Source organism: Streptomyces sp. NPDC007945, from assembly GCF_042958885.1.
GTDB lineage: Bacteria > Actinomycetota > Actinomycetes > Streptomycetales > Streptomycetaceae > Streptomyces.
Genome location: NZ_JBIBJV010000009.1, coordinates 57,504 through 84,087 on the forward strand (window position 1 = coordinate 57,504; position 26,584 = coordinate 84,087).

General features: G+C 72.5%; 25 protein-coding genes. 8 read left to right on the plus strand and 17 right to left on the minus strand.

The window, feature by feature from the left end; all coding sequences use genetic code 11:
- Positions 1–2 precede the first annotated feature (2 nt).
- The 17 genes from ACFZCF_RS26100 to ACFZCF_RS26180 all read right to left on the minus strand — a co-directional run bounded on the left by ACFZCF_RS26100 (position 3) and on the right by ACFZCF_RS26180 (position 14,683).
- Positions 3–356 (minus strand): hypothetical protein, encoded by a 354-nt coding sequence (locus ACFZCF_RS26100; protein ID WP_391289149.1) that lies wholly within the window; start codon positions 354–356, stop codon positions 3–5.
- A gap of 7 nt (positions 357–363) precedes the next feature.
- Entirely contained in the window at positions 364–909 is a 546-nt protein-coding gene (locus ACFZCF_RS26105) for a phage baseplate assembly protein V (protein WP_391289151.1), read from the minus strand.
- Positions 906–2,027, minus strand: a complete 1,122-nt coding sequence (locus tag ACFZCF_RS26110) for a hypothetical protein (protein ID WP_391289153.1) — start codon at positions 2,025–2,027, stop codon at positions 906–908. The genes ACFZCF_RS26105 and ACFZCF_RS26110 overlap by 4 nt, the downstream gene beginning before the upstream one ends.
- Positions 2,024–2,350: a LysM domain-containing protein gene (locus ACFZCF_RS26115; protein ID WP_388448385.1), complete on the minus strand. Its 327-nt coding sequence runs from the start codon at positions 2,348–2,350 to the stop codon at positions 2,024–2,026. Before ACFZCF_RS26115 ends, ACFZCF_RS26110 begins: the two co-directional genes overlap by 4 nt.
- A gap of 32 nt (positions 2,351–2,382) precedes the next feature.
- The gene (locus tag ACFZCF_RS26120; protein WP_391289156.1) at positions 2,383–3,024 is read right to left on the minus strand and encodes a hypothetical protein; all 642 of its coding nucleotides are present in this window, start codon (positions 3,022–3,024) and stop codon (positions 2,383–2,385) included.
- On the minus strand, positions 3,021–3,296 hold the full coding sequence (locus tag ACFZCF_RS26125; protein WP_391289158.1) for a hypothetical protein: 276 nt from the start codon (positions 3,294–3,296) through the stop codon (positions 3,021–3,023). The genes ACFZCF_RS26120 and ACFZCF_RS26125 overlap by 4 nt, the downstream gene beginning before the upstream one ends.
- Positions 3,293–4,474, minus strand: coding sequence for a Pvc16 family protein (locus tag ACFZCF_RS26130; protein WP_391289160.1), 1,182 nt, complete (start codon positions 4,472–4,474; stop codon positions 3,293–3,295). Before ACFZCF_RS26130 ends, ACFZCF_RS26125 begins: the two co-directional genes overlap by 4 nt.
- Positions 4,471–4,647: a hypothetical protein gene (locus ACFZCF_RS26135; RefSeq protein ID WP_391289161.1), complete on the minus strand. Its 177-nt coding sequence runs from the start codon at positions 4,645–4,647 to the stop codon at positions 4,471–4,473. The genes ACFZCF_RS26130 and ACFZCF_RS26135 overlap by 4 nt, the downstream gene beginning before the upstream one ends.
- Before the next feature lie 1,427 nt (positions 4,648–6,074).
- The gene (locus ACFZCF_RS26140) at positions 6,075–6,812 is read right to left on the minus strand and encodes a hypothetical protein (protein WP_391289163.1); all 738 of its coding nucleotides are present in this window, start codon (positions 6,810–6,812) and stop codon (positions 6,075–6,077) included.
- Positions 6,813–6,816: 4 nt separating this feature from the next.
- Positions 6,817–7,338 carry a phage tail protein gene (locus ACFZCF_RS26145; protein WP_388448396.1) on the minus strand — a complete coding sequence of 174 codons (522 nt, stop codon included), beginning with the start codon at positions 7,336–7,338 and terminating at the stop codon, positions 6,817–6,819.
- A gap of 11 nt (positions 7,339–7,349) precedes the next feature.
- Positions 7,350–9,182: a phage tail sheath C-terminal domain-containing protein gene (locus ACFZCF_RS26150; protein WP_391289164.1), complete on the minus strand. Its 1,833-nt coding sequence runs from the start codon at positions 9,180–9,182 to the stop codon at positions 7,350–7,352.
- Positions 9,183–9,524: 342 nt separating this feature from the next.
- On the minus strand, positions 9,525–9,971 hold the full coding sequence (locus ACFZCF_RS26155) for a transcriptional repressor (protein WP_391289166.1): 447 nt from the start codon (positions 9,969–9,971) through the stop codon (positions 9,525–9,527).
- A gap of 75 nt (positions 9,972–10,046) precedes the next feature.
- Positions 10,047–11,357, minus strand: a complete 1,311-nt coding sequence (locus ACFZCF_RS26160) for an MFS transporter (protein WP_391289168.1) — start codon at positions 11,355–11,357, stop codon at positions 10,047–10,049.
- On the minus strand, positions 11,354–12,175 hold the full coding sequence (locus ACFZCF_RS26165) for a Rossmann-like domain-containing protein (protein WP_391289171.1): 822 nt from the start codon (positions 12,173–12,175) through the stop codon (positions 11,354–11,356). Before ACFZCF_RS26165 ends, ACFZCF_RS26160 begins: the two co-directional genes overlap by 4 nt.
- 135 nt (positions 12,176–12,310) lie before the next feature.
- Positions 12,311–12,607 (minus strand): phytanoyl-CoA dioxygenase family protein, encoded by a 297-nt coding sequence (locus ACFZCF_RS26170; protein WP_391289173.1) that lies wholly within the window; start codon positions 12,605–12,607, stop codon positions 12,311–12,313.
- A 257-nt stretch (positions 12,608–12,864) separates the two neighbouring features.
- The gene (locus tag ACFZCF_RS26175; protein ID WP_391289175.1) at positions 12,865–13,899 is read right to left on the minus strand and encodes a pyridoxal-phosphate dependent enzyme; all 1,035 of its coding nucleotides are present in this window, start codon (positions 13,897–13,899) and stop codon (positions 12,865–12,867) included.
- Positions 13,900–13,912: 13 nt separating this feature from the next.
- Positions 13,913–14,683: a methyltransferase gene (locus tag ACFZCF_RS26180; protein ID WP_391289176.1), complete on the minus strand. Its 771-nt coding sequence runs from the start codon at positions 14,681–14,683 to the stop codon at positions 13,913–13,915.
- 796 nt (positions 14,684–15,479) lie between these two features.
- Between ACFZCF_RS26180 and ACFZCF_RS26185 the strand changes: the two genes are divergently transcribed.
- The 8 genes from ACFZCF_RS26185 to ACFZCF_RS26220 all read left to right on the plus strand — a co-directional run bounded on the left by ACFZCF_RS26185 (position 15,480) and on the right by ACFZCF_RS26220 (position 26,532).
- A complete protein-coding gene (locus ACFZCF_RS26185; protein WP_391289178.1) occupies positions 15,480–16,436 on the plus strand; it encodes a methyltransferase domain-containing protein in 957 nt (318 codons plus the stop codon).
- Between the two features lie 129 nt (positions 16,437–16,565).
- Positions 16,566–17,705: an iron chelate uptake ABC transporter family permease subunit gene (locus tag ACFZCF_RS26190; protein WP_391289180.1), complete on the plus strand. Its 1,140-nt coding sequence runs from the start codon at positions 16,566–16,568 to the stop codon at positions 17,703–17,705.
- A 1-nt stretch (position 17,706) separates the two neighbouring features.
- Positions 17,707–18,480: an ATP-binding cassette domain-containing protein gene (locus ACFZCF_RS26195; protein ID WP_391289182.1), complete on the plus strand. Its 774-nt coding sequence runs from the start codon at positions 17,707–17,709 to the stop codon at positions 18,478–18,480.
- A gap of 14 nt (positions 18,481–18,494) precedes the next feature.
- Positions 18,495–19,505 carry an ABC transporter substrate-binding protein gene (locus tag ACFZCF_RS26200; protein WP_391289184.1) on the plus strand — a complete coding sequence of 337 codons (1,011 nt, stop codon included), beginning with the start codon at positions 18,495–18,497 and terminating at the stop codon, positions 19,503–19,505.
- 720 nt (positions 19,506–20,225) lie between these two features.
- A complete protein-coding gene (locus ACFZCF_RS26205; RefSeq protein ID WP_391289186.1) occupies positions 20,226–20,384 on the plus strand; it encodes a hypothetical protein in 159 nt (52 codons plus the stop codon).
- A 223-nt stretch (positions 20,385–20,607) separates the two neighbouring features.
- Positions 20,608–20,970 carry a hypothetical protein gene (locus ACFZCF_RS26210; RefSeq protein ID WP_391289188.1) on the plus strand — a complete coding sequence of 121 codons (363 nt, stop codon included), beginning with the start codon at positions 20,608–20,610 and terminating at the stop codon, positions 20,968–20,970.
- On the plus strand, positions 20,967–21,626 hold the full coding sequence (locus ACFZCF_RS26215) for a nucleotidyl transferase AbiEii/AbiGii toxin family protein (RefSeq protein ID WP_073759566.1): 660 nt from the start codon (positions 20,967–20,969) through the stop codon (positions 21,624–21,626). Before ACFZCF_RS26210 ends, ACFZCF_RS26215 begins: the two co-directional genes overlap by 4 nt.
- Positions 21,627–22,056: 430 nt before the next feature.
- Positions 22,057–26,532, plus strand: a complete 4,476-nt coding sequence (locus ACFZCF_RS26220) for an NACHT domain-containing protein (protein ID WP_391289190.1) — start codon at positions 22,057–22,059, stop codon at positions 26,530–26,532.
- Positions 26,533–26,584: the final 52 nt, after the last annotated feature.

Genomic DNA, 26,584 nt, shown 5'->3' on the forward strand with positions numbered 1-26,584 from the left:
GGTCACATCCCCTTCACCCTGAGCTGCATCGCCTGCACCATCGGCGGGTTGGGCGGCGGTGTGCCCACGCCGACCGCCGGGGCGACGCCGACCGGCGGGGACGGCTGGAGCAGGACCGGCAGGCCGCCCACGAACACCCGGGTCGAGGTGTGCAGCCAGGTGATGGTCGTGCAGGGCGGTGCGCCGAGCGTGGCGGCCGGGAAGCCGCACCCGGCCACGAGGAACGTGTCGGCGCTGGTGGCGACCGGGTGGGAGCCCACCAGGACGCGCTGCTGGACCGGCGCGGGAAGCGTCACGAGGCCGGGCGGGTGGGCGCACATCATCAGGGCGCCGTGATGGAGCAGCAGTCCGGGCATGGCTCCCTCACAGCACCGTCAACGCGCCGTCGTTCACGGTCACCTGGGGGCCCGCCAAGCGCACGCTGGCCTGCCCGGGCCCGCACGAGATCTCGATCGACATCTCGGTGATCCTGATGAACGGACCGTTCTCCCCGCGCAGTTGGAGGGTGATTCCGCCGCCGGGGCCCGGCATGTCACTGATCACCAGGCCGTTCCCGGACGGCGTGGCCAGGACGATCTGCGGGACGCCCGGCGGCGTGGACCGGGCGGCCGGCGGGACGTCCCCGGGTCCGCCCCGGCGGAATCCGACGCACACCGCCCGTTCCGGGTCACCGTCCAGGAACCGCACCCACACCCCGGAGTCCGGTGGCGGCACCACGTACATGCCGCAGTCCGGACCGGCCAGCGGGGGCACCGGCGCGGCCCACACGGCCTCGGCGCCCAGCACCTCGGGGACGCGCACCAGGAGCCTGCCGATTCCGGTCGGGTCCACGGCCGACGCGACGACGCCCTCGTACATGCCCGGCCACTGCCTCGCCCGGGCCGTGGTCCCTGTCGTCGGGGTTGTCATGGGGTCACCGTCCGGGTGTCGGCGCCGAGTCCGTCGCGGACCAGCGTGAAGTGCTGCCTGAACGTATCGCGGGTGAGGTCGTGGGTGACGCCCGCCACGAGATAGCGCCCGTCATACGCCCGTCCGGCTCCGCGCACGCCCACCAGGCCGTGGGGGGTCAGGACGTGGCCGTAGCGCAGTACGTCGAGCGTGCCCCGGCCGGTGACGGCGTCGGTGGCCAGCCGGCCGCCGAGTCCGGCCAGCAGCGTCCTGGTCAGGGAGCGGCCGGTCTGGCCGTCGAGCGTTCCCGTGCGCAGGACCCGTGCGGGGCTCCCGGCGAGGCTCCGGCGCAGCAGACCCGGCTCGGGCGCGGTGACCTCGGAGGCGGTCGTCGCCGACGGTTCGAGGCGGTGGGTCCGGAGCTCGGAGTCGGCCAGGGCGTCGAGGGAGAAGGTCAGTTCCTCCACGTTGTCGGCGGCGCCGCAGCCGGTGGTGAGGGCCGGTTGCAGCGCCCCTGCACGGTTCTGCGGGCCCCAGTAGGCGGTGCTCACCCCCGGCGCCGGGCCGGGTTCGAGGTGGAAGACGTGTCCGACGTCCGCGGCCGTCGACCGCAGATAGGCGAGATCGGTCGACGACTGGACCGGAACGTCGATCAGCGGGTTCGGCTGGTCGGTGAGCACCGGAGCCACGGTCCGCGGCGTGATGCCGTACTGCGCGTACGAGGCGCAGACCTGGGCCGCCCGCAGGTGCGGCGGCAGCCCGGGGTACGCGCGCCTGACATGGTTCAGGTCCATGAGTGCCGACAGGTCCTCGCCGGTGACGACGAGGAACGACCGGCCCGGCTCCCGCGCGGCGTGCCACTCCTGATGGGTGATCACCCCGTCCATGAGGACGTGGCACCGGCCCGCCAGGATCACGGCGACCACGACGCGCTTCTTCGGATGCAGCGCGCCGTCCGGCATGACGGCCCGGGCCGGCTCGGATCCGGCACTGACGGCGAAGGTCAGCTGGAAGCCGCCGGTCCGGCCGCCGGCGCAGGTGAGGCGCGCGCCGTGCAGGGCGTCGACGAGCGCCGCCGGGGCCGGGGCGGGCACGACGTCCCCGACGAGCAGCATGAGGTGCAGGGCGTGGACCGTCACCGGGCCGCCCCGCCGCCGGCACCCGGCACGGAGGCCTCGGCGGGCAGGGTGATCCGCAGCCGCCGGCCGGGCACGGCGGTCAGGTCGTCCGGGCGCATCGCCCTGTTCGCGTCGGCGATCCGCCACGACTGCTCGGGATCCCCGTACCTCCGGGCCGCGATCCGGTCCAGCCGGTCCCCGGCGGCGACGACGTGCTCGCCCACGGCCGTGAGCTCCTCCGGCCGAGGCAGGAAGCGGCGGCGCAGGTGGGCGACGGTCCTGCCGTCCGGCAACGTGTACGTGGTGGTGGGCACCGCGTGGTACCTGCTGGTGGGCTCGATCATGCGCGACCTCCTCCGGCGTCGTGGTGCACGGCTCAGCTCCCCGCGTAGCCGACTGATCCGGGGCCGTAGCCGACGAGTCCGGCGAAGCGTTCCCTGCCCCGCTGGTACTGCAGGTGGAGCCCGCCCGCCCGGTGGTCGAAGCCGACGTCGTCGACGGTGAGGATCCGCACCGTGAGCGTCACCCGCGCCCGGATCGGGGTCAGTTCCCCGTCGTACGCCTCCTCCGTCACGTCGATGTCCAGCATCCGGACGGGCAGCACCCGCCGTGGGCCGAGCACCAGCACCGGCAGCGGGGCCTGCACCGGGGCGATCTCCAGGATCCCCCTGGCGGCCAGATCGTTCTGCCGGGTCAACTGCTCGACCGTGGGACTGACGGCCGTCTCCAGCGCGGACAACATCCCGAACAGCCCGGAGTCGGCGGCCGGCGCGGAACCGCCCGCCGCGTCCGGCTGGTCGGTGGCGTCGAGCTCCGCGTCGATGCGGAAGGTCTCGCGTGGCGGCCCCTGCAACCGCAGTGCCTCCAGCCGGTCCCCCGCGTCCGCGCCGATGCCCCGGGGGCGGAGCGTCCGGGTGATGCTGTCCGGGTTGTACTGGAAGGGCACGACGCGCAGTACACGTCCCTGCTCGGGATCGAGGAAGACGATGCCGCCTCTCCGGGGCGCGGGTGAGGTCATGACCTGCGCTCACCCGCCTCCGCCCGCGACCGCGCCGGCTCGCGGTCGCCCAGCTCCCGGAGGACGGCCAGGGCGATCTCCCGGCCGAGGGCGGCGACCGCGGCGTCTGCCGGCCCGGCACGGCGGCCGCTCGCCGCCCGGCCGGCGGGCGCGAGGCCGAGCCGCACGGCCAGTTCCGCCTCCACGGCCGCGCACAGCGCCGCCCGCGACGGCGGGCTGCCCGCGTCGACCTCCAGCCGGCGGATGCGCAGTTCGACGCGGTTGCTCGTCATGTGATCACCACCGCCCTGTCGGCGTCGAACAGGCCGGTGTCCCCGTCGGCCAACGGACTGTCCACCCCGTCGACGCGAAGGCGCAGCGGATACCGCCCCGGCGCGCCCGAGGCCAGCCGGAACCGCAGGGTGCCGGTCGCCCGGGTGAAGGGCTCCGCCGCCACCGGCCGGCTGCCCACGAGCAGTTCGACCCGTTGCTCCGGGTGAACGGCGGGCGCGCACCGCACCTCCAGTACCGCGGCTCCCTCCGCGTCCCGCCCGACGGTCAGCGGCAGGGGGCTCGTGACGCGCGGTGCGACCCGAAGGGTCCGGGGGCGGGTGGTCCGTTCGCCGCCGTTGGCGGCGGTGAGCACGACGACCGCCGACCAGCAGCCCGCGGCGAGGTCCTCGCCGAGAGTGGCGCGCACCGCGCCGGCCGATTCGGCGCGGGCCGCCAGCACGACCGGAGGCCCGGCGAGCAGCCCGTGCGTCAGGCGCACGCTCGGTGTTCCCCCGGCCAGCCCGCTGCCGCTGAGCACGATGTCCGACCCCGGTACGGCGACCGAGGGCCGGACGGACTCCAGCACCGGCCACGGGGGCATCGCCGTCGGCGCCGCCACGGGACCGGCCCCGGCCTCCCCGCGGCGCAGCACCGGCGGGGGCGTGCGGCCGGGTGCGGAGCTGTCGATGAGCACGACGCGGGCCTCGTAGGCCACCGACAGCCGGTAGCCGCCGCCCAGGGACCTCCACAGGCGGCACATCTCGTCGGCCGTCGGTGTCGACGGCGTGAGCTTCACCGGTTCCCGCTGCCGGTGCAGATCGCTGAAGCCCGCGGCGGCCCTGAGATCCTCCGCGCGCAGCTCGGGCCGGTCGTGCAGGGCCGACATGGCCGCTCCGATCAGCCGCTCCGGAACGGTGGAGTCGTCACCGGGCGCCACGTGCGCGGAGAGCAGGTAGTGCAGGGCGAGCGCGAGCGCCGGACGGTGGGTCTCGCCGGGGTGCGTGCCGGCGGGGTCGGTGTTCCGCCAGGCCGCGTCGACGTCGGTCCTGTACAGGAAGACGTTCAGCGCCGGTCCCGGGTGCGCGGCGTCGGGGTGACGGCTGGTCGCCTCCGCTCCGGGTACGACGCGTCGGACGGCTTCCCCCAGTACGGCCCGGAGGGTTTCCGTCACGGCGGCGATGGCGAGCGCGTCGCTCACGACCGCCTCCCCAGGTACTCGTCGAGGCCCAGCCGCGGCCGCCGCCGCGGGGCCGGCGCGTCGACGTCGGGCTCGGCCGGCCCGGTGTGCACGACCAGACGGTCGATGGTGACGCGTACGACGGTGTCCGGGGGCGGTGCGGCCGGGGAGTCGGAGGGGGCCCGCCGCGTCACGGCGGCGGAGCGACGGGTCGGCGGCGTCGCGGAACGGGCGGCCGTGGATGGGGGACTCGGAGGGGGAGGCGTACGGGTCTCGTCGGCGCCGGGCCGGGCGGCGGACGACTGCGGGGAGGGAGCGCTTCCGTCGCTGTGGGGTGCGGCGGGGCGGCCAGGCGACGCCGCTGGGGCTTCGGCGGCGTCGAGGATCCCGGGGGCCGTGCCGACCTCGGTGGCCGTGGCCACCACGGGGGGCGAGGCGGAGGTCGATGCGTGGTGTGCGGGCGCGGAGGGGTCCCCGGCGGGGCCGCGGACCGGGCTGCGGTCGGTACGGCTCACGGCGGGGACGGGGGCGGGGTCACGGCGAACCGTGGGGGCGGGGCCGCGGCGCACGCCGGGACCTCGTCCCGGAGCGCGGGGGCCCTCGGTCGCCACGCCGGGCCGCGGCTGCGGTTTCGAGTCCGGTTCCCGCGCCGCTTGGTCGAGGCGGGGTGTCGGCTCCGGCGGTGACACGTCCGGATCCGCGCGCATCTCACGTCTGGGCGGGCGGGGCGGGGGAGAGGCCGACACGTACGGCGCTGCCGACGGCGCGGCGGGCGAATCCTGCGGTCCGCCCGGGGACGGCGTGGCCGTGAGACCCACCGGATCGGTCGGGGCGGGCGTTCCGAAGGGTGCGGGAGTCCCCTCGGCGGGCGACGGGAAGGCGAAGGAGCGCGGCGCCGGGCCGGGGGCGGGCCGATCGGGGCGGTCTCGGCGGTCGCGAGGATCACGGCGATCGGGGCGGGAGGCGCGGATTCGACGGTCACGGCTCTCGGGGCGGGAGACGTCGTCGCGACGGTCGGATGGGACGGGGCGTTCGGCACGGACGGAAGCCGCGGGACCGCTCTCCGGTGGCCCGTCGGCGGAGCGGGCGCCGTCCTCGTCCGTCGGTGACGGGGCGGCCGACGCCGTGAGGTCACCGGTCACGGCGCCGGTACGGGAGGGCGCCGGTTCGCCGACGCGCGAGGGCACGGACGCCGCCCGCTCCCCGGGAGCCGCTCCCCGGCCCGTGCCGTCGCCGAAGCCCTCGTCGGGGTCACCGGCTCCGGCGGCGCTCGCAGGCCGGGCCGACGGGTCCGTCGAGGACGGTGAAGCCGAACCGGCCGCGGCGACCGCCAGCGCGGCGACCGCCGAGGCGGTATTCGCCGGGACCGGTCCGATGGGGCCCGCCGTTCCGTCGGCCGCCGTACCGGGCGGTGCCGTGTCGCCCGCCGCCTCGGTACGCGCCGCCATGGAGCTCGGCACCCTACTCCCGGCCACCGTCACCTCCTCGTCTCCGTCCCCGAGGTACGCGTCCGCCCGTTCCGCGCCGCCCGGCCCGCGGAGTGCGGGCAGGACGAAGGGGTGGGGTGCCGCCGGGCGGAGGCGCGGGCCCGGCGCTCCGAGCAGTCGGTCCACGAAGTCGGTCATCCGGCACTCGCCTCCAGATAGAACCGCCGCCGCGCCGGGCTGACCGCCAGCACGTCGGCCTCCGACCAGCCGTAGGCACGCGCCAGGGAGTGGACGTCGTGGAGGACCCCGCGCGCGTAGGCGGAGATGTCGGTCCACACGTGGTCGGCGATGTCGAGGGCGGCCTGCCAGCGGTGCTCGCACTGCGGGCAGTCCAGCGTCAGGACGGTGTCGGCCCCCGGGTCGAGCTCCGCCAGCAGCGGGGCCAGCGCGTCGAGTACCTCGTCGGGCAGGTCGTGGACGGGCGGGCTGACGCCCAGCAGGCATCGGCGCACCAGAGTCCGGCGTGCCCCGGGTGCCGTGGGGTCGACGGCGCGGACGTCCCGGCCGGTGAGGGCGCGGTAGGTGATCGTGAAGTCGCCCGTCGTCGACGTGGCGGTGGCCGGGACGGCGTGGGCCTCACCGGTCCGGCCGCCCGCCGGGGCCGGACGCAGTTCTTCCGCCGCCACGGCGACGTCGAGGCTCTCGCCGCACGACGGGCAGTCGGTCGCGCAGGGCAGCGCGTCGCCGAACATCCGGCACCGCAGGTCCAGGAGGAGGGAGTTGACGGCGCTCAACGGCAGGTCGGCGACGGCCTCTTCGTCGGGGGAGGCCGTCGCCATCGAGGCGATCAGGAGGGCCCGGGTCGCCGGGGTGCTGTCGAGTCCGCCCTCCCAGAGCGCGAGGACGTCCGCTTCCGTGGGTCGACGCGGCACGCTGTCACCCGGCGGTGTCGGTGAACTGCGACTCCTGTGGCGGGTCGGTGTGTTCCCGTACCCAGCCGTGGTGTTCCACCTTGATCCGCTCGAAGGCGACGCCGTTGGAGCCGGCGTCGAGTTCGTGGAGACCGTGGTACTCGGAGACCCAGCAGTCGTGGACGGAGTAGGACAGCACCTGCCCGCCGCCCTCGTCGAAGACGTCGATGACGAGGTCGCGCCGGAAGTCCTTGAGGGAGGTCTCCAGGCCGCCCGCCGAGTTCTTCAGGCTCCAGACCCTGTTGGCCCATTCCTCGAAGGCCGTGTCGATGGTGCATCCCCGTTCCAGGGTGATGGCCTCGTACTCGGTGCGGCCGGGGAGTTTGCGGCTGGTGCCGGGGTCTCCGCCGTCGCGGTGCCGGATGACCTCGGTCGTCCGCTTGAGCCCGCTGACCTTGCTGATTCCGGCGATGTAGGCCGTCTCCCCGCTGAACTTCACCCGGAACCGGAAGTTCTTGAAGGGATCGCGACGTGTGACTTCCGGCATCGGCCGTCCTCCTATACCTGGATCTGACCGGCGAGTTGCTGGATGTGGACGATCACGAACTCCGCGGGCTTCAGAGGGGCGAAGCCCACGTGGATGTTCACGATTCCGCGGTCGATGTCGTTCTGCGGGTTGGTGTCCTTGTCGCACTTCACCAGGTAGGCCTCCTGGGGGGTGCGGCCCTGGAACGCGCCGGCGCGGAACAGCGAGTTCATGAACGCGCCGACGTTGAGCCGGACGGAAGCCCACAGCGGTTCGTCGTTCGGCTCGAACACCACCCACTGGGTGCCCCGGAACAGGCTCTCCTCGATGAAGAGGGCCAGGCGGCGGACCGGCAGGTACTTCCATTGGTCGGCGAGCCGGTCGGCCCCGCGCAGGGTGCGGGCACCCCAGGCGACCGGACCGGCCGCGGGCAGCCGCCGCAGGCAGTTGATGCCGATCGGGTTGAGACGGCCGATCTCCAGGTCGGTCAGGGGGACTTCGAGATCGGTGACGCCGTTCAGCGAGGCGTCCGTACCGGCCGGGGCCTTCCACACCCCGCGCTGGACATCGGTGCGGGCCAGGACGCCGGCCATCACCCCGCAGGGCGGGAAGGGCCGGACGGCGCCGCCGAGCAGCGGGTCGGACGCGAGGACACGGGGGTAGTAGACCGCGGCGTTCCTGCCGCCTTCGCCCGCTTCGACGTCCGCGGCACCGTCGAAGACGGTGTCCACGGCACCGTGGCCGCTCGGTGCCGGTCTCGTCCATGTCGGGGGCGGGTCGACCAGGAGGACGGCCCTTCGCTGCAGGCACAGTTGCAGTGCCGCGGCCCGCAGGTCCTTGGCCGCGCCGGCTTTGTGCTCTTCGAGAGCGTGGGCGTCCGGCAGGCAGAGCATGTTGAAGATGTCCGTCTTCAACAGCTGGTGCAGGCCCGTCTTCTTCGACGCATCACCCAAGTAGGCGTCCAGGGGAGGCGGAAGCGTGTCCTCGTCGTCGTCGCCCGCGTCGGCGTCGAGCGGCGCGTAGTAGTACGGCACCTGCTCCCCCTGCGCGTCCGGCGGCTGGGTCGCGAAGGGATCGGAACCGGCGTCCGGCTCGGAGTTGGGCCGTGGCACCGTGTCGAGGGAGGCGCCGGGGGCGAGGCGGACGAGCCGGGAGGCCTCCAGGAGTCGGGCGAGGCCGCGCGGGCTGCCCGGCTTGACACTGACGTTGAGGTACCGCTCCTCGGCACCGGTCCCCATGTCGCGCACCGTCAGGTTGAACAGCTCGCGCGGCGCGTCGGGGTCGTCCTTCAGCACGGACGGTTCGTACTCGGAGGTTTCGTAGTCGACGCGGGCGCGCAGCCTGAGCCCCCACCGCCCCGGCGAGGCGGCGACGAGGACCGGTGCCCCGCCGGATTCCCCGCCCGGACGCCCGGAGGCGTGCCTGCCGGCGCCGCCCGGCCCGCCCCGTCCTCGGCTCTGCTCGCCGGAGGGCGCGTCGTCCCCTGCGCCGTGGGAGGTTTCCGCCCCCTCGTCGTTCTCGGCGGGCGGGGACGGCGTCCGGGCGGGCGGCCGCGCGGACGGGGGCGGCGCGAGGGGCAGACGGGCGCTCGCCTCGTCCTCCTTCACCACCCTGACGATCTCGGCCTCGCTCCCGCCGTTCAGGTAGAACTGGTAGACCGCGTAGCTCATCGGGCAGTTCGCCCGGAGACCACCGAACGTGGCCTCGTAGTCGGCCCAGCCGGTGATGTGCACCGGTCGGTCCACCGGACCGCGCGGGGCGTGGCCGACGAACGCGGCGACCGAGGTCGGAACGCCCGTGATCGTCCTGACGGAACTCTTGACCTCGTCGATGTAGACGCCCGGATAGGTGACGTTCACCGGCATGCCAGCACCTTCTCTCCGTCCGGCATGCGCCCGGCCCGGTGTCTGCGGGGAGGATGCGGGGGACGTGGCTCCGCCGGGCATCGGCCCGGCAGGACTCTGATCGTGATCCGCGATCACCATATACGGACAAATCGGACCTCGGCGCTCTGTGCGCCGGCGGGCTCCTTCGATCAGGTGACGCCCGGCCACTGGTCGGCGGCATGGCGTCCGGCGAAGAGGTGCTCGGTGTCGGTCCTCCGGGCCCACGCCCCGGGACGGTCCTGCCCAGCGGTGAGAGGCGCCCTTCGGCGCCGACCGACCCGCCACCACGTCACCACGGCGACACGCGCCTCAAGCCCACCGTCACGACCTCCTCCCGACCGGCGCCTCCCCTTCCTCACCGCTCCGGCAACCGGAGCACACCCCGGAGAGCTCCAGGGTGTGCTCGACGTCCGTGAAGCCCGACGACCGCACGACGGCGGCGACCCACTCCTCGACCGCGTCCGTGTCGAGGGGCTCGTGGCGGCGGCAGCGGCGGCACAGGAGGTAGTGGCAGTGGCCGGCCCCGGGGCGGCGGTACCGGTAGAGCCGTTCGCCGTCCCCGTCGTGGACGACGTCGGCGGCACCGGACCGCTCCAGGGCCTGGAGCGCGCGGTACACGGTGGTGAGACCGACGCGCACGTCCGACTCGTTCATCAGCCCGTGGAGCTGCTGCGCCGAGACGAACTCGGCGTGACCGGCCAGCGCCTGCTGCACGGCGGCGCGCCGGCGGGACGTGCGCCGGCTCGTCCCCGTCGGTGTGACGATCATGGCCGACCCCCTGCTGCGGGCTGTTCCGGTTCGGTGGAGCCCGCCGCGCGCCGGGCGCCCCGGCGCGCGGCGGGCTTACGGTCGGTCCCCGGTGGGGACCGGGGAGCGGGCCGCGACGCGGGCGAGGACGAGGGCGACGAGGGTCAGTCCGCCGAGGACCGCCGCCGTGCCGCCGAAGCCGCCGAGGGCCAGCCCCACCCCGCCCAGTCCGGCGCCGAGGAAGACGCCGAAGCTCATCCCGGCGGCGTTGACGCTCAGCGCCGTGCCCCGGAGGGAGCCGCAGCGCCGTACCAGCAGGGTGGTGACACAGGCCGCGACCGTCGCGTGACCGGCGCCGACCAGGGCCGTGAGGGGCAGGGCCAGCCACAGCGTGTGGGTGAAGAAGACACCGACGAGGGCGGCCAGTGCCACGATCAGCCCGAACGTCATCAGGCGCTCCGCCGGGATCGTCGCCCGCTCGGAGCTCAGCAGCCGCCCGGCGAGCAGGTTGCCGAGGAAGAAGGCGGTGCCGCTGAGCGTCCACACGATCGCGAACGGCTCGGGGGCGAGCCCGAACCGCTCGTCGTAGAACGCGGCGAGGTAGGCGAGGTAGCCCATGAACGCGGCCGTGCGCAACAGGGCGACGAGGATCAGCGGAACCACGCCCGGCAGGGCGCCCAGAAGCCGGAAGGACTCCAGGTAGCCGGGTCGCTCCGTCTGCTCGGCCGCCTCCGTCCCCGCCTTGCGCCGGCCGCGCAGGAGGAAGTACAGGGCGAGGGCGGCGCAGATCGCGGCGATGGCCCACAGGTCGCCGCGCCAGCCCCACACCAGGGCGGGCAGGGCCACGAGCGGCGCGGCGAGGAGCGCCGTCAGCGACTGGGTGGCCGTGATGAGGGTGGCGGCGCGGCCCGCGGCGGCGTCGCTGTCGAACCGGTCGGCCGCGGCGGCGGTCAGCGCGGGGTTGAGTACGGCCGTGCCGGCGCCGACCAGCAGGCAGAACGCGGCGAGCAGCAGGAACTCGCCGCTCGCGCCGAGTGCCGCCGAGACCGCGAGCACCGCCAGACCGCCCGCGGCGGCCCACTCCCGGCGTACCCGGTCGATCAGCGGCGCGAGCGCCGTGCCCACCGCGAGGGCGGCCAGACCGCCGAGCCCGCGGAGCTGGCCCAGGGCCGCGACGCCGCCGCCGGAGACCTCGGCCAGGGGGACGAGGAAGGTGCTGTAGATGGTGAAGGGCACCAGACCCACGGCGGAGGCCAGCATGAAGGGCCACAGGACGCGGGTCATCGCCAGGTCGCCGGGGACGGAAGTGGTGTCGGACGGGGTGTTCGCGTCCGTGCCGCTCGCGTTCTCCGGCTGCGTTCCGCCGGTTCGCACGGCCGCCCCCGGGTCCTTGGTCTCGCTGCTCATGCCCGCGCCGCCCGGTACCGGTACAGCGTGGTGGCGTCGGCGCTGAACTGGGAGAAGGGGAACGGTTCGGCGGACAGCGCGGTCACGCCGGCGCCCAGGAAGGTCCGCGCGACGGCGCTGCCGCTCTGGGCGTACACCACCAGCGGGAGGTCCCGCTCGCGGCAGTGCGCGACGATCCGGTCGAAGCTGCCGTTCACGAGGGTCATACCGGTGGCGACGACCGCGTCGGCCTCCGCCAGCACCTGGTCCATGTCGTCGGTCACGGGGTCGCCCCAGTGGGTCGTGCGCAGGTTGAAGTCGCACGGGAGCGGGACGCCGCCCCGCTCCCGTATCGCCGCGACCAGCGGGTTGACGACGCCGATCAGCGCGACCTTGGCCTCCGGCGCGATGTCGAGGAGCCCGGCGACGGCCGCGTCCCTCGCCTCGGCCCGCACCTCCGGCGTGCCCGTCGGCAGGGCGACCGCCTCGGCGTCCTCCGCGTCGCGGTGCGGCCGTACGCGTCCGAGGTAGGCGTCGAGCGCGGCGATGCGCACCGGAGCGGACTCGTGGCGGATCAGGGTGTCCAGGGAGTGACCGGAGGCCTCGGCGCAGAAGTCCGGGGCGAGGTCGCCGGCCTCGAAGGAGCAGGCGCCGAAGGAGTCCCCGGAACGCAGCAGCACGTACTGGTTGCGGTAGGTGACCTGGCTGCCGGCCAGGCGGGTGGTGTGGTGGACCCAGAAGGCGCTCGTGACGGTCAGCTCGCCGGGGAGCGGGCCGAAGGCCCCGTCCAGGACGGCCTGCTGGAGTTCCGGCACGGACTGCGGGGGTGTGGTGGACATGGCTGTTTCCTTCTCGGGTGCGTACGGCAGGAGGGGGGGCGGCACGGGAGGTGCCGCCCGTGGGGAAGAGCGGGACAGGGGTCAGGGAGGGTCGGAGAGGCGCTCGGCGCGGTAGGGCAGGCCGGCGAGTTCGGATCACCCGGCCGGCTGGAAGCACAGCAGCGGCGAACGGCGGTCCCGTCCGGTCCGGTTGGGGCCGGAGCGGTGTACGACGAGCCCGGGGAACAGCAGCGCCGGGCCTGCCGGGGCCTCCACGGTCACGGCACCGCGGACGTCGGTGCGCGCGGCGACGACCAGCAGACCGGTGGGTTCGGTCCGGTCCCGTGGGGCCGGCCCGGCGCGATGACTGCCCGGCACGATCTGGAGCGCGCCGTTGCCGGCCGTGACGTCGTCGAGGAAGACCATCGCGGTGGCGACGCCCCGTCCGGCCACACGGTCACGTCGGCGCTGACGTCCCGTACCGCGCGGGCCACCCGTGCGAGCACGGCTTCGGCGGCCTCGCCCAGGGCCTCCGCCCCGGCGGCTCCGAAGAGCCGCGGCAGGAGGACGGAGCCGCGTTCCACCTGCTGGTCGAGCTCGTCGGGGGAGTGAGGGGAGTCGAGGGACACGGAGCCACCTACCGTGCGTGCGCGAGCGGCGAGGACGAGGGGGACGGCGACGCTCGCCCCTTCGCCCCGTTGCCACGGACGCTAGGCCGACTCGGCCACGAGGACGGGCGCGCCCCGCAGCGGCGCGCTGTCGGACGGGGGCCAGTCCATGGCGGACCAGGGGTGCCTGAGCTCGCCCCGCGCCGCCACCTCGTGCGGCCGCATGGCACCGAGCCCCCGCGCCTCGGCGTGGTGGGCGTAGGCGCTGTCGACGTAGCGGTGCCCCGTGTCGGCGGCGAGGAAGACGTACGTGCGGTCGGCGTCCCGCTCCCGCTCCCAGAGCGTCGCCAGATACGCCGCGCCCGCGGAGAGTCCGGCGAAGATGCCGCTGACGCGCAGGAGTTCGACGGCGCCGGACATGGCGTAGTCGAAGTTGACCCAGTGGACACGGTCGTACAGGTCGTGCCGGACGTTCTGGAACGGGATGGAGCTGCCGATCCCGGCGATGATCATGTCCGGATCGGAGACGTGCTCCGCGCCGAAGGTGACGCTGCCGAACGGCTGGACGCCGACGAGGGCCACGTCGCGGCCGGCCTCGCGCAGGTAGGTGGCGATGGCGCCGGTGGACGCACCGGTGCCGACACCGCCGACGAGCGCCAGGGGGCCCTCCGGGACCTCCTTGCGGACGAGGTCGGCGACGTCGCGGTAGCCGAGGTAGTGGACGGCGTCGTGGTACTGCCGCATCCAGTGGTAGTGCGGATTCTCCTGGAGCAGTTCGCCGATCCGCTGGACGCGGAGGTTCTGGTCGAGGCGGAGGTCCTTGGAGGGGCGGACCTGTTCGAGGGTGGCGCCGAGGATCTCCAGCTGGACGCGGAGGGTGCGGTCGACCGTGGTGGAGCCGACGATGTGGCAGTTGAGGCCGTAGCGGTGGCAGGCCAGGGCGAGCGCGTGGGCGTAGATGCCGCTGGAGCTGTCGACGAGGGTGTCGCCGGGCTGGACCTGCCCGGTCTCCAGCAGGTGTCGTACCGCGCCCAGGGCCGAGTAGAGCTTCATGGTCTCGAAGCGGAGACAGATCGCACCCGGCGGGACGGTGACGACGTCCGGTTCCTTGACGGCGTCGGCTATGTGCTCGTGCATGTCGTCCTCCCGGTCAGGCGGCGTCGTGGCGGATGAGCTTGAACAGGTACGCCTGGCAGTTGTCGCCCTCCCAGGTCTGGCGGTGCAGCACGACGGGGCGGAAGCCGGCGTCGACGCCGTGGCCGACGATGCGCTTGAGCTCGGCGGTGTTGGACACGATCAGGTGGATCTCGCCGTCCGGCGCGAGCAGGTCGCGGGTGACGATCTGGTCGAAGAACCGCAGGACGATCTCGGCGCCCACGCACACGTTCCGGACCACGGTCGGGTCGTCGCTCGTCCGCGCGCTGACGGCGGGCGGGTTGAAGGTGATGACGTCGAGGCGCGCGGAGTCCGGGAACTCCTCGAAGAGGTTGGACACCAGCGGCCGGAAGACGGTGTCCGTCCGGTCCCCGACGATCCGCTCGTAGTGGGCGGCGGCGGTGGCCACGCTGTCCGGGTGGACGTCGACCGCGTAGACCTCGCGCGCGCCGAGGGTGCCGGCGATCACGGCCTCGACGCCGAGACCGACGCCCATCGCCGCGTACGAACGGCCCTTGACCGGGATCGTGCCGTCCAGGAGCCGGTCGTGGACGATGCGGCTGGTGTCGCCCGGTTTGAAGACACCCGGCGGCAGGGTGAAGGTCCAGCCGTTGTACGCGTACGTCCGCTCGGTGTGGATGTCGGACTTGGAGCCGCTGTTGATGGCCAGGATCTCGTCCCGGGGCAGGGTCTCGGGCAGGGAGTCCAGCAGCGCGCGCACGTCGTCCTGGGAAGCGGCGGTGCCGCGGGCGGTCCGGTCGGTCATGGATCCTCCATGGGTCGGATGGGAAGGGCAGGCGAGGCGGGAGAGTCGAGGGCGGGGAGCGGGGAGCGGAGGGCGGGGGAGCGGAGGTCGGTCGGAGCGGCCGGGTCGGTCACCTCCGGAGTCTGCGGGCCGGTCATCTCGGGAGCGTGCGGGCCGGTCGTCTCCGGAGCGTTCGGCTCCGCCGCTTGTACGGCCTGGCGGCCGGGAGCGGCGCGTCGCGCTCCGGTACGGCGGGGGACGACCGGCAGGGACGAGGCGCCCGATGCTCGGGAACGACGCCGCGGGGCGCGGCGACCGCGTCTGCCCGCCGAGACGCCGACGCAGGTTCCGCTGTGGCCTCCGGGGGAGGGGGAGAGAAACCTTTCGCCGTGCCGGAGCCGACAGCAGGGGGCACCGGACGACGGCCGCGTCGGGATTTCCCCGCAGCGCGCGGCCCGGTGTGGGCGGCCGGCGCTCGGCGGCTGCGAAGGACGGACATGCTGCTCCCCGATAGATCACATGAGTGGCCCCCGCACCACGGCGCCGGGCGGAGCGAAGGGTCGGGGGCCCGAGCAGCATGAGGCATCATGAAAATGATTGTCAACACCGACTGATGAGTCCTCATGGCGCGGCATTCCTGGTGGCGCCGATGGCGGCTCGGGTGCGGGGGTCGCCGCTCCTCGAACTCGCAGCGCCGTCGATGTCGACGAGGCGAGGGGGGTAGTAGTGATTATCGTTTTCATATACGCTCCTGCCGCTGTCATCGCCGCGATCGCCGTGATCGCTGTCATCCGCTGTCACCCGGACGGGAGTCCGCATGGAACCGCACGACGTGGCCGCCCGATCGGCAGGGGGCCAGGAGAACGCCGACCGACTGTTCAGCGCCTTGTGGGCGCCGATCGGCGCGGCCGCCGTCAACGCGGCGCGGCTGCGCCCCGGTTCGCACGTCCTCGACGCGTGGTGCGGCCCGGGGGCGTCCGCGATCCCGGCCGCGGAGCGCGTCGGCCCGCTCGGGGTCATCGACGCGGTGGACACGGCGGAGTCGTCGCTGGACCGGGGCCGCGCGAAGGCCGCCCTGCGAGGCCTCTCCCATCTGCGCTTCCTGCACGGTGACGTCCTCGACTGGCCCGCGCCCCGTCGTGGCTACGACGCCGTGGTGTGCGCGCTCGGCGGCGCCCGGCTCTCCGACACCCCGTCAGGGACGGAGCGCCTGCTGAGGCTGATACGGCCCGGCGGACGGATGACCGTCACCGTCTGGGCCCGGGACGCGCTCGCTCCGCTGACCGAGGTCGCGCGGCGCGCCCTCGCGCCGGAACGACCGGGCGCGGCCGTCCCACCGCCGGGTGATCCGCTCCACCACCTCGGTACTCCCCCCGCCTTGCGGGCGTGGCCCGCCGCTCGCTCGCTGTCCTTCATCGAGGTGCGGCACGTCCCGCTCGTCCTGCCCTGCGACCCGGACCTCTTGTGGCCCCTCACCGGCATCGCGTCCGGGAGCCTGCTCGACGGCTTGTCACCCGCCGCGGTGGGACGCGTCCGCCGACGGTTCTCGGAGGGTCTGCTCGGCGAGGACCGCGACGTCATCGACGCTTCCGCGCTGGTGGGCACGGGGACCGTCCTCCGCGTCGCATCGACGCGACGGAGAGCGTCGCGCAGCACGAGGTCTTCAGGGTCTTCGCCGAGAACACCCGGTGCCTACGCCGCCTCGGGCTCGACGCCGTCGGGCTGCTCCCCGACGGCGACGTCCTCCCCTCGGCCCGCGCACTCGACGGCATGACCCCGCCCCTCGACCCGCCCTGAGCCGCTCCACCCCATGGGCGGACGCCAACCGCCCCCTCAGCACATTCCGTCCCTCACCACATTCCGTCCCTCACCGCATTCCGTTCGACCTGGAAGGCCGAGTCCTATGTCACCGCCAGCGATCACCGCGCCATCGGCGAGCAGCGCCGCCGATACGCCGGCAGGCGAGGCGCCCCCCGAACCCCGGAGAGGGGTGAAGGACCGGCTCGCCTCCCGCAAGGGTCTGGCGCTCGCCTGCGCCGTCCTCCTCGTCGTCCTCCTCGTCTCGATCGTGGTGGCCATCGGTCTGGGAGCCGCCGTGATCACGCCGGGGGAGACCGCCCGGTACCTGTGGGCGGCCGTGAGCGGCGGTCGCATCGCCGCGGACGACGTGACGACCTACCAGATCATCTGGGAGATCCGTACGCCGCGGGTGCTGCTCGCCGCGCTCGTGGGGGCCGGGTTGAGCGCCATCGGCGTGGCCATCCAGGCCATGGTGCGCAACGCGCTCGCCGATCCCTTCGTACTGGGCGTCTCCTCGGGCGCCTCCGCCGGGGCCGTCGCCGTCACGGTCACCGGAGGACTGGCGGCGCTGGGCATCTACGCGGTGTCGGCCGGTGCCTTCATCGGGGCCCTGGTCGCGTCGGTCCTCGTCTACGCCGCCTCCTCCAGCCGCGGCTCGCTCTCCCCGCTGCGCCTCGTCCTGACGGGCGTCGCCATGTCGCTGGGGCTCCAAGCGGTGATGAGCCTGCTGATCTACTTCGCGCCGGACAGCGAGGCGACCAGCATGGTCCTGTACTGGACCATGGGCAGCTTCGGCGCCGCGAGCTGGGGCGCGCTCCCGGTCGTGTCCGCGGTCGTCCTGCTCGGCCTCGGCGTCCTGTACCGGTACGGCAGGGCGCTGGACGTGCTGGCACTGGGGGACGAGACCGCTGCGAGCCTGGGCATCAGCCCCGACCGGCACCGCAAGGCCCTGCTCGTCCTGGTCTCGCTCGTGACCGGAGTGATGGTCGCCGTCAGCGGCGCCATCGCCTTCGTCGGACTGGTCATGCCGCACGTGGTGCGCATGGTCGTCGGCGCCACGCACGCGCGCGTGCTGGCGGTGGCGCCCCTGGCCGGAGCGATCTTCATGGTCTGGGTCGACCTGGTGTCCCGGACCCTGGTGGCGCCGCGCGAGCTGCCCCTGGGCGTCATCACCGCCCTCGTCGGGGTCCCGGTGTTCGTCACGCTGATGCGCCGCAAGGGCTACATGTTCGGAGGTCGCTGAGATGGAACTCCGACTTGACGGGCTCTCCGTCGTCACCGACGGCAGGAGCCTGGTGCGCGACCTCTCCCTGGACGTGGGAAGCGGCCAGGTCGTGGGCCTGGTCGGGCCGAACGGAAGCGGCAAGTCCACCGCCCTCAGATGCGTGTACCGCGCGCTGCGCCCCAGCGCCGGCACCGTCTGGGTGGGCGAGGAGGACCTCTCCGGCCTGACCGTGCGCCGCTCCGCGCGGATCATCGCCGCCATGACCCAGGACGGCGCCGTCGACCTCGACTTCACGGTCGAAGAGGTCATCGCCCTCGGGCGCACCCCGCACCTCCAGGGCAACCAGGCGCTCAGCCGCCGGGAACGGGAGCTGTGCGAACGGGCCATGGACCGGCTCGACATCCGCCACCTCGCCCGGCGCGGAGTCCTGACGCTCTCGGGCGGGGAGCGTCAACGCGTCCTGCTGGCCCGGGCGCTCGTCCAGGAACCGACGATCCTGGTCCTTGACGAGCCGACCAACCACCTCGACGTGCGCCACCAGGTCGAACTGCTCTCGCTCCTGCGCGGCTCGGGACTCACCGTCCTGGTCGTGCTGCACGACCTCAACCTCGCCGCGGCCGCCTGCGACCGCCTCGGGGTCCTCCGCGACGGCCGCCTCGTCACCACCGGCACGCCCGAGGAGGTCCTCACCACGGACCTCGTCCACGACGTGTTCGGCGTGAAGGCCAGCGTCGTGTCCCACCCGCTGACGGGTGACCCGCAGTTGTTGTACTCGCTCGACCCCTCCCTGTGAAAGGCACCACAAGCATGTCCATGACTCGATCCCTCCGCCCGGTGCGGCGGAACACCGCCCTCGGCTCCGCGTTCGCGGCCGCCCTGCTGCTCAGCGGCTGTGGCGCCGACGTGGAGACGGACGCCAAGGCGCCCGCGAAGGTCACCGTCAAGCGGTGTGGTGAGCCGGTCGAATACACCGTCCCCCGGCGCGCCGTGGCGTACGAAGGAGGAAGCGCCGACAAGCTGTTCAGCCTGGGGCTGGTCGATCACGTCCACGGCTACGTGATGCCGCCGGCGAACCCGCCGGTGACGGAGTCCCCGTGGGCGAGCGACTACGCCAAGGTGAAGATGCTCAGCGACGACCTCCTCAACAAGGAGATCGTGGTCGAGGCCAAGTCCGACTTCGTCCTGGCCGGTTGGAAGTCAGGCTTCAAGGACGAGCGGGGCATCACCCCGGAGATCCTGGACAAGCTCGGCATCCAGAGCTTCATGCACAGCGAGAGCTGCTTCAACTACCCCAAGTACCCCGAGAAGCACACGCCGTTCGAAGCGCTCTACACCGACCTCGACCGACTGGGCAAGATCTTCCAGGTCGAGAAGAAGGCGGAAGAGGTCGTCGGCGAGCTGAAGAAGCGGGTGGAGGCTGTCAAGACGAAGGCCCCCAAGGGCGATCCGGCCCCGGTCTTCCTCTACGACTCGGGCACCGACCAGCCCTTCACCGCGGGCAACCAGGTCCCGCCCAACGACATCATCAAGACCGCCGGCGGCAAGAACGTCTTCGACGGCCTCGACCAGCGCTGGACACAAGTGAACTGGGAGGCCGTCGCCGAGGCGGAGCCGGAAGTCATCATGATCCTCGACTATGGGGACCTGCCCGCCCAGAAGAAGATCGACTTCCTGAAGTCGTCCCCCCACACGAAGGGCCTGCCCGCCGTCAAGAAGAACAACTTCTTCATCCTCGACTACAACGAGGGCATCAGCGGACCGCGCAACATCGACGGCCTGGAGAAGTTCGCGGAGTACGTGAACGGACTCAAGCGCTGACGAAGCCGCGGCCCCCAGCGCGGGGGAGGACCGGGCACCTTGCGGGGCACCCCGGTCCGTCCGTGACCACGCCGCCCCGGCGGCGTGGGGTGTCCGCGTGCGACCGTTCACGGTCCCCCTCGCGGGCCCGGGAGGAGCCGCACGCGGACGGCCTGACCCTAAACGCTCATGGCATCCATTTTCAATGACTCGGGCGCACTTCGGTCCACCGGGCCCGCGCCCAACGAGCGTCCACGACCGTGACCGCCGCCACCGCCCCCCTCCCTCCGGGCCGCCGAAGTGACGGTGATCACGGATCCCGTGCGCAGGGCGCTGCGTAGGCTGGTGCCGCCGTCACGACGGAGTTCAGGAGAGTGGGTGGAGGTGCCCCCGCCACCGCCTGGCGACGTTCGGAAAAGTCGGCGAGTGATCAGCGCGAGTCCTGGGAAATCCGGTGGACACTGCCGGGCAAGCGACTCGTTGTAGGGTAGGAAAACCGCCCTTGACCTGCAAAAACGCAGGCAGGGAGCCTATGTCCGGGAGTGCCTCGATGATCCGTACCATGTTCAAGTCCAAGATCTAGCGTTTGGGTGTTTCCGCAGGTCAAAGGCTTGCTGGCCCCGCTCGGGTCAGCAAACGGTCAGCATCGGGTGCGGGAGTGTCCCAGCGTGCTGACCCGGTGGCCGCCATGACGGAGGACCTGGACACAGGTTCCTGGCTCCCGCTCGGGAGGTTCGCTGCATGACTCGACAGCTCGTCCGCGGCATGGGCCCTGACCTCGCCCGCCCCGGTGTCCTTCTCGTCCACTGCGCCGACGCCATGGGCCTCGGCTTCGGCACCGCCGTCACTTCCGATACCGAGACGAAGCCGCAGCCGACTCCACCGCGGCCCTCCGCGTGACCTGCTGCCTCGTGATCACCCGCGCCCGCGAGCGGGGTCGGTTCCGGGTCGGCAGGGCAGCCGGTTGCCGCGCCACCTGGGGGGCTGCACGGGTAGGCCATGATGCGCCGAACGCCCGCTGGGTGAGATGCCCGAGGGAAGGGCGGGCGGCGCCCGGCCCGTACGTACGACAGAGGAGCCCCGTATCCGCCATGCCGCCGCCCCCAGCAGCGATACTGGATGCATGGACGCGACGATTACCGCCCCCCGCGCCGAGGTGCTGCGGGACCGCTACCGCAGCCGCCTGCCCGAGCGCTTGCGGGAGCTGACCGGCCCCGTCGAGGGCAACGTGGACCTGCCGCTCCACATCGTCTGGTCCGGGCGGACGAACTACAGCCTGGACCGTCCGAAGTCCCGCATGACGCTCTACCGGACCGTCCTCGCCGAAGGACTGCGCGAAGACCTGGTGACCCTCCTGCACCACCGACTGCTCACCGAGCAGTGGCCCGTGCTGCGGCGCCTGATCAGTCCCTACATCCGCGAAGTCTGGGAGGACGCCTTCCCCGAGTTGCTCCGCACCGCTCCGGCCGACACGACCGCCGCGTGAAGCTCACTCCGCTCCACGAGCGTCTCCTCGCCGACATCCTCGACCTCGGCTCCCCCTACCCTCTGGTCCTCACCGGCGGATACGCCGTGCAGGCCCACGGCCTGGTCGAACGCTTCAGCCGTGACCTCGACGTCGCCACCGAGAACCCCGCTCCGATGCAGGAGATCGTCGCCTCACTCACAGCGGGCCTCAGCGCGCGCGGATGGCGGACCACGCACGTCCAGACCGATCCGCTCAGCGGCCGGTTCCTCGTCACCGATCCGGACACCGGCGAGGAGTGCGAGGTCGACGTCCTCAAGGAGGCGTTCTGGGCTCCGCCCGCCCAGACCCCCTACGGCCCCGTTCTTTCCCTCGATGACGTGATCGGCACCAAGGTCCGTGCCCTCGCCGACCGCGGCACCGTCCGCGACCTCATCGACGTCCAGGCCGCCTCCCGCCACCGTTCCACCGCCGACCTCGAATCCCTGGGCCGCCGTCGCGCCCACGACGAGTTCAGCCTCGAAGACCTCCGGGACCGGCTGATCGGCGCGGACTGGTACGAGGATGAGGACTACACCGCGTACGGGCTCACCTCCCGGCAGATCGAAGAACTCAAGGCGTGGGCGCTGGAGTGGGCGGAGGATCTGGGCGCCCGGATCCACGACGAGAACGCCTGAGAGGCGGTCGTCGCGTCCATCCCCGCTACCGCCGTTGCGACGAGAGGACGCGGTGTGGCCAGCAGGTTCCAACCCGGAGCTGTCCACGGTGGGTATCTGCCCTGCACGGCGGATGTGCAGGGCAGCCGAGCGACACCGTGCAGTGGACTGACGGCGAAACCGGGCTGCGGTAGCGATCGACCACTGAGTCCCGCTCCCACTCTCTTGTCCAGTCCGGGTCCCGACGGCACAGCTCGGTAACGGCCGGCTCGAAAATTTGGTCGGAAGGCTTCCGGTTGGAATCCATTGACTACCAGTGCTGACAGCAATCGGCTCGGCCCGGTGCTGTCCCTGCGGCCGTTCAACGGCCCTTGCCGCGCCTGGCATGTGCGGTACCGTCCGCGAAGGCGCGCGGCTGACGCGGTCGCCAGGCCGACCGTAGGGAGCAGTGATGACACCGCGGCCAGGAGGCGAGACGGACAAGTTCGGCAACCGCTACGAGGGGGCCTGGACGATCAGACACGCCCTGTACGTGCTGCTGGGCATGGGAACGTCGATCACCCTGGAGCCGGGCTCTCCACTGGGGAACGGCGTCGAGTTCGTCTACCGTCATGACGGTGGAATGCAGGTACACCAGGTCAAGCGGCAGAACCGGAACGCGAACAGCTGGAACGTCGCCTCCCTCCGTGACAAGGACGTGTGGAGCAGCCTGCGGTCCCACGTCGACGCGGGCCGCGCGTTCCACTTCGTCTCTCTGGTCCCCGCCCGTGCGCTCGACGAGCTCGCCGACCGTGCTCGCCGCTCCGACACCGTTGCCGCCTTCGAGGCCGAGTGGCTCACTGACGGACTTCAAGGCTCCTTCGACGCCCTTGCTGCGCCTGACATCTTCGGCTCCGCCGCGACGACCTGGCGCATGCTGCGAGGACTGTGGGTGGAGTGGCACAACGAGCGGGACCTCGTGCACACCAATGCGGTTCTGGCCGAACAGGTCCTTGCAGGGGCCCCGGGGCGCCTGGCGGCTCTCGGACTCGGTGACCTCCTGCTGAACAGTCTCGGGACCACGCTCGATGCACCGGCCATCAGCGCCCGGCTGGGAGAGTACGGGCTGAGGCGGGTCAGCCGGACGGACAGCGCCGAGGCGACGGATGCGGTGGGCGAGGCAACGCGTCGGTGGGCATCGAGCGTCGAACGCGCTCTTTTCCGCCCGGCCATCCCCCGAGAGACAACCGATCAGCTGGTGGAACAGGTCCTGAGCGACGCGCAGCAGGTCACCGTTCTGACGGGTGCGGCCGGCGGTGGAAAGAGCGCAGTGCTGCAGCAGGCCCTGGACGCCCTCACAAAGCTGGACACCCCGGTGCTCGCCTTCCGCCTCGACCGGTTGGGGCCCTTCACCTCCACCCACGAGCTGGGTCTGCGAATCGGGCTGACCGGGTCCCCGGTCAGCGCGCTCGCAGCCGTGGCGAAAGGGCGTCGCTGTGCGCTGATCGTGGACCAGCTCGACGCGATCAGCATGGCGTCGGGCCGCATCCCGGAAACCTTCGACGCGGTGGCCGACCTGATGGACGAGGCGATGGCGTACTCGGCCATGCGCATCGTCCTGGTGTGCCGGGAGTTCGATGCCAAGGCCGATCCACGGATCCGTCGGCTCACCGCATCAGACCGCTCTGCGCACATTGCGGTTGGGCCGCTTACCGATGCCCAGGTCGATGCCGCGCTCGCGAGCATGGGCCTGGCCTCACGCGTCACACCGTCGCAGCGCGCTCTACTGCGGTCACCGTTGCATCTAGTCCTTCTGACTGAGGTCGCGGACCAGGAGACAGCCCTCTCGTTCCGCACGACTCGGCAGCTCTTCGACGCCTTCTGGGACACGAAACGAAAGGACTGCGCACGTCGCCATCCTTCCGTACGCTTCCACGAGGCCATCTCAGCGGTCGTGGCGGCCATGAGCGCGCGGCAAAGGCTCTCCGTTCCTGACAGCCTGCTCGACGCGGACGCCCTCGCGTCGAGTGCGGATGTGCTGGTGTCGGAGCACGTCCTCGTGCGCGAAGGCCGGGAACTCGCCTTCTTCCACGAGAGCTTCTTCGACTACGCCTTCGCGCGCGACTGGCACCGGCGGGACGAGAGCCTGGTCACCTTCCTCACCAGTGGGGACCAGGAGCTCTTCCGGAGGGGACAGGTACGGCAGGTCCTCGACCATCTGCGGGACCTGGACGCGGAGCGGTTCGTCGAAGAGGTCGAGGCTCTGCTCACCAGCCCCGAGATCCGCTATCACCTCAAAGACGTCACCTTGGCCGTGCTGCGCGGCCTGGAGGCCCCCACCGGCGGTGAGTGGGGGGCCGTCGCGCGTGTACTGGACACCCGTCCCCTCTTCCGGGACCAGCTCGTGAACGCGGTCAGCAACGCGGCGTGGTTCCGGCGCGCGGATGACGAGGCAGTGCTCGACGACTGGCTGGCCAGTGCCGACGAAAGGGAACACGAGTGGGCGGTACGGATGATGGCGGCCAGCGCCGATGTCTTCCCCGACCGGGTGGCCCGCCTCCTGGAGCCGCACACCGCGGATCCCCGGCTGGGATCCTGGCTGGAGCGGGTCGTCCGCTTCGCCGACCTCGCCGGCAGCAGGAGCCTTTTCGACCTGTTGCTGGACAGTGCGCGATCGGGGCTTCTCACCGGACGCGAGCACCTCGTCTGGGTCTCGGTTCGGGAACTCGCGGCTCAACGTCCCTCCTGGGTAGTCGAGTTGATCGGAGCGATGGTCTCGGATCGTCCGGACGCGATCCGGCTCGAAGACGACGGCAGGGTCGGCGTCCTGCTCACCCGGGACGACTGGGCCCTGCGTGTCGTCGAGGCCGCCGCGGTGGGTGCTCCGGAGGACTTCTGCGCTCGGGTCCTGCCGTTGCTCCTGGCCGCCATGGCGGCGACCGCGTTCCCGCCGAAGGAGGGTTGCCCGGTCTACGACAGGCACTTCACGTTCCGCTACCCCGACGACCGGCCCGGTGACTTGGGCGACGCCTTGTTCCAAGGCACGGCCAAGGCACTGCGGATCGTGGCGAGCCAGGACCCCGTCCGCGCGCGTGCTCTTGTGACAGGGCTCGCGAGCGCGCCGTACGAGGCGGCTCAATGGCTCCTCTACCAGGTCCTGACGGAGGCGGGGCCCGCTCTCGCCCCCTGGTCCGCTGAGATCCTTCTGCAGGGCCGACACCGCCTCCTGTCCGGCTATGGATCCAACATCGTGTGGGGGGCCCGCGAGGTTCTGCGCGCCGTAGGAAACGCCCTGCCTGACGACACGCTCGGGCAGATGGTCGACGCGCTCCTCCATCTCCGCCTTCCCCCGGACGACGAGCTCTCGCCCTGGCACGAGTTCACGCTGCTGACGGCGCTCCCTGAAGACCGGCTGTCCGAACGAGCGGTGCGCCGGCTCGGAGAACTCCGCAGGCGCCACGACGACATGCGGGAACCGGACGAGCCGAAGGGGGTGACCGTCGGGTCCGTCGGGCCGCCCATTCCGGCGGAAGCGGCCCGGCACATGAGCGACGACCAGTGGCTGGCCGCCATGAGGAAGCACAGCCGGGACCGCACCGACTGGGAGACCTGCACCGGAGGGGCCCGGGAACTGTCCCACGTGCTGAGGAGCATGACGGCGGCGGCGCCCGGCCGCTTCTCGCGACTCGCCGTACGGATGGACGCGGGGATGCACCCCGCCTACGGAGCATCGCTCCTTCTGGGCCTCGGAGACGCGGAGCCACATGGAGGCCCGGACACCGTCTTCGCGGCGATCCGTCACCTCTCGGGCCAGTGCAGGCCGGCCCATGACCGATGGCTCGGCTGGGCGATGCGAAAGTACCTCAGCTCCGTGCCTCTCGATCTCGTGGAGACGCTCCTGAACCGCGTGCTGGGCGTCGACGACACCGGTGCCCCGGCCGACTCCGGTGACGTGATCGGCGAGAGTGAAGGGGGCCCGGGGAGCGAACGGGACGTCGAGCGTGACCTCCTCACCGCGGGGATCAACACCGTGCGTGGCAGCGCCGTCGAGAGCCTGGGCGACCTGCTCGTCCACGCCTCCGACGGCTCCCGGGCCGCCCTGGTCCTGCCTCACCTGCGGAGAATCGCCTCCGACCCTTCGCTTCCCGTCCGGGCGTGCGCGGCTCATCTGCTGCATGCGGCGCTGCGGTACGACCGCCCCGCAGTGGCTGAGGCGTTCGACCTGCTCGTCCGGGCCCCCGACCGGCTCCTGGCTTCACGGACGGTGTTTCGCCTGCTCGTGGCCCTCTGCCACGGGGATCCGGTGAGGGGCGGACCGGTGACGGAACGGATGCTGCGTTCCCCGGTGCCGGCGGTGCGCCGGAACGGCGGGCGGGTGGCGGCGCTGGCGGCGATGGAGTGGGAGAGGACGGACCTGCTGGCGACGGTTCTCACAGGGAAGGACGCGGCTCAGCGGCAGGGGGCCGCGGACGTGTGCGCCCAGCGTCTCCTGAACACCGGGGACCAGGCCTTGGCACATCACGCGCTCGTCCAGTTCTTCCACGACCCGGAAGAAGGGGTGCGAGAAGCCGCCGCCGCTGTCGCCGTCGCATTGAGGGGCCGACGCCTGGGGCGCGTGCGCCGCACGGTGACCGCCCTGATCGATTCCGACGCCTTCGCGCCGGCCCTGCCGCAGTTGCTGATCACTCTCGAAGAGGCTCCCGACCGGGTCGACGAGCTGGTACTCGCCTGCGTGCGCCGGTTCCTCACCGTGTTCGGCGCCGCCTCGGCAGATTTGGCCACCGGTGCCGCTGCCGATGCCCACCACATCGGGGAGCTCCTGGTCCGGGCCCACGCCCAGGCCACCTCGGCTGCCCGCCGGTCCGAGATCCTCGATCTGCTGGACCGACTACTGCTCCGTGGGTCCTACGGCGTGGCCGAGGCGATCGGCAGCGCCGACCGGGCTTGAGGCACTCGCGAAGGGACCGACAGGTGCTTCAGGCATGCGCCGCTGTGCGCCC

Coding starts and splice junctions, on each gene's coding strand:
- ACFZCF_RS26100 (WP_391289149.1), bottom strand. CDS start 356: ATGCCCGGACTGCTGCTCCATCACGGCGCCCTGATGATGTGCGCCCAC.
- ACFZCF_RS26105 (WP_391289151.1), bottom strand. CDS start 909: ATGACAACCCCGACGACAGGGACCACGGCCCGGGCGAGGCAGTGGCCG.
- ACFZCF_RS26115 (WP_388448385.1), bottom strand. CDS start 2,350: ATGATCGAGCCCACCAGCAGGTACCACGCGGTGCCCACCACCACGTAC.
- ACFZCF_RS26120 (WP_391289156.1), bottom strand. CDS start 3,024: ATGACCTCACCCGCGCCCCGGAGAGGCGGCATCGTCTTCCTCGATCCC.
- ACFZCF_RS26125 (WP_391289158.1), bottom strand. CDS start 3,296: ATGACGAGCAACCGCGTCGAACTGCGCATCCGCCGGCTGGAGGTCGAC.
- ACFZCF_RS26145 (WP_388448396.1), bottom strand. CDS start 7,338: ATGCCGGAAGTCACACGTCGCGATCCCTTCAAGAACTTCCGGTTCCGG.
- ACFZCF_RS26150 (WP_391289164.1), bottom strand. CDS start 9,182: ATGCCGGTGAACGTCACCTATCCGGGCGTCTACATCGACGAGGTCAAG.
- ACFZCF_RS26155 (WP_391289166.1), bottom strand. CDS start 9,971: ATGATCGTCACACCGACGGGGACGAGCCGGCGCACGTCCCGCCGGCGC.
- ACFZCF_RS26160 (WP_391289168.1), bottom strand. CDS start 11,357: ATGAGCAGCGAGACCAAGGACCCGGGGGCGGCCGTGCGAACCGGCGGA.
- ACFZCF_RS26165 (WP_391289171.1), bottom strand. CDS start 12,175: ATGTCCACCACACCCCCGCAGTCCGTGCCGGAACTCCAGCAGGCCGTC.
- ACFZCF_RS26175 (WP_391289175.1), bottom strand. CDS start 13,899: ATGCACGAGCACATAGCCGACGCCGTCAAGGAACCGGACGTCGTCACC.
- ACFZCF_RS26180 (WP_391289176.1), bottom strand. CDS start 14,683: ATGACCGACCGGACCGCCCGCGGCACCGCCGCTTCCCAGGACGACGTG.
- ACFZCF_RS26185 (WP_391289178.1), top strand. CDS start 15,480: ATGGAACCGCACGACGTGGCCGCCCGATCGGCAGGGGGCCAGGAGAAC.
- ACFZCF_RS26190 (WP_391289180.1), top strand. CDS start 16,566: ATGTCACCGCCAGCGATCACCGCGCCATCGGCGAGCAGCGCCGCCGAT.
- ACFZCF_RS26195 (WP_391289182.1), top strand. CDS start 17,707: ATGGAACTCCGACTTGACGGGCTCTCCGTCGTCACCGACGGCAGGAGC.
- ACFZCF_RS26200 (WP_391289184.1), top strand. CDS start 18,495: ATGTCCATGACTCGATCCCTCCGCCCGGTGCGGCGGAACACCGCCCTC.
- ACFZCF_RS26205 (WP_391289186.1), top strand. CDS start 20,226: ATGACTCGACAGCTCGTCCGCGGCATGGGCCCTGACCTCGCCCGCCCC.
- ACFZCF_RS26210 (WP_391289188.1), top strand. CDS start 20,608: ATGGACGCGACGATTACCGCCCCCCGCGCCGAGGTGCTGCGGGACCGC.
- ACFZCF_RS26220 (WP_391289190.1), top strand. CDS start 22,057: ATGACACCGCGGCCAGGAGGCGAGACGGACAAGTTCGGCAACCGCTAC.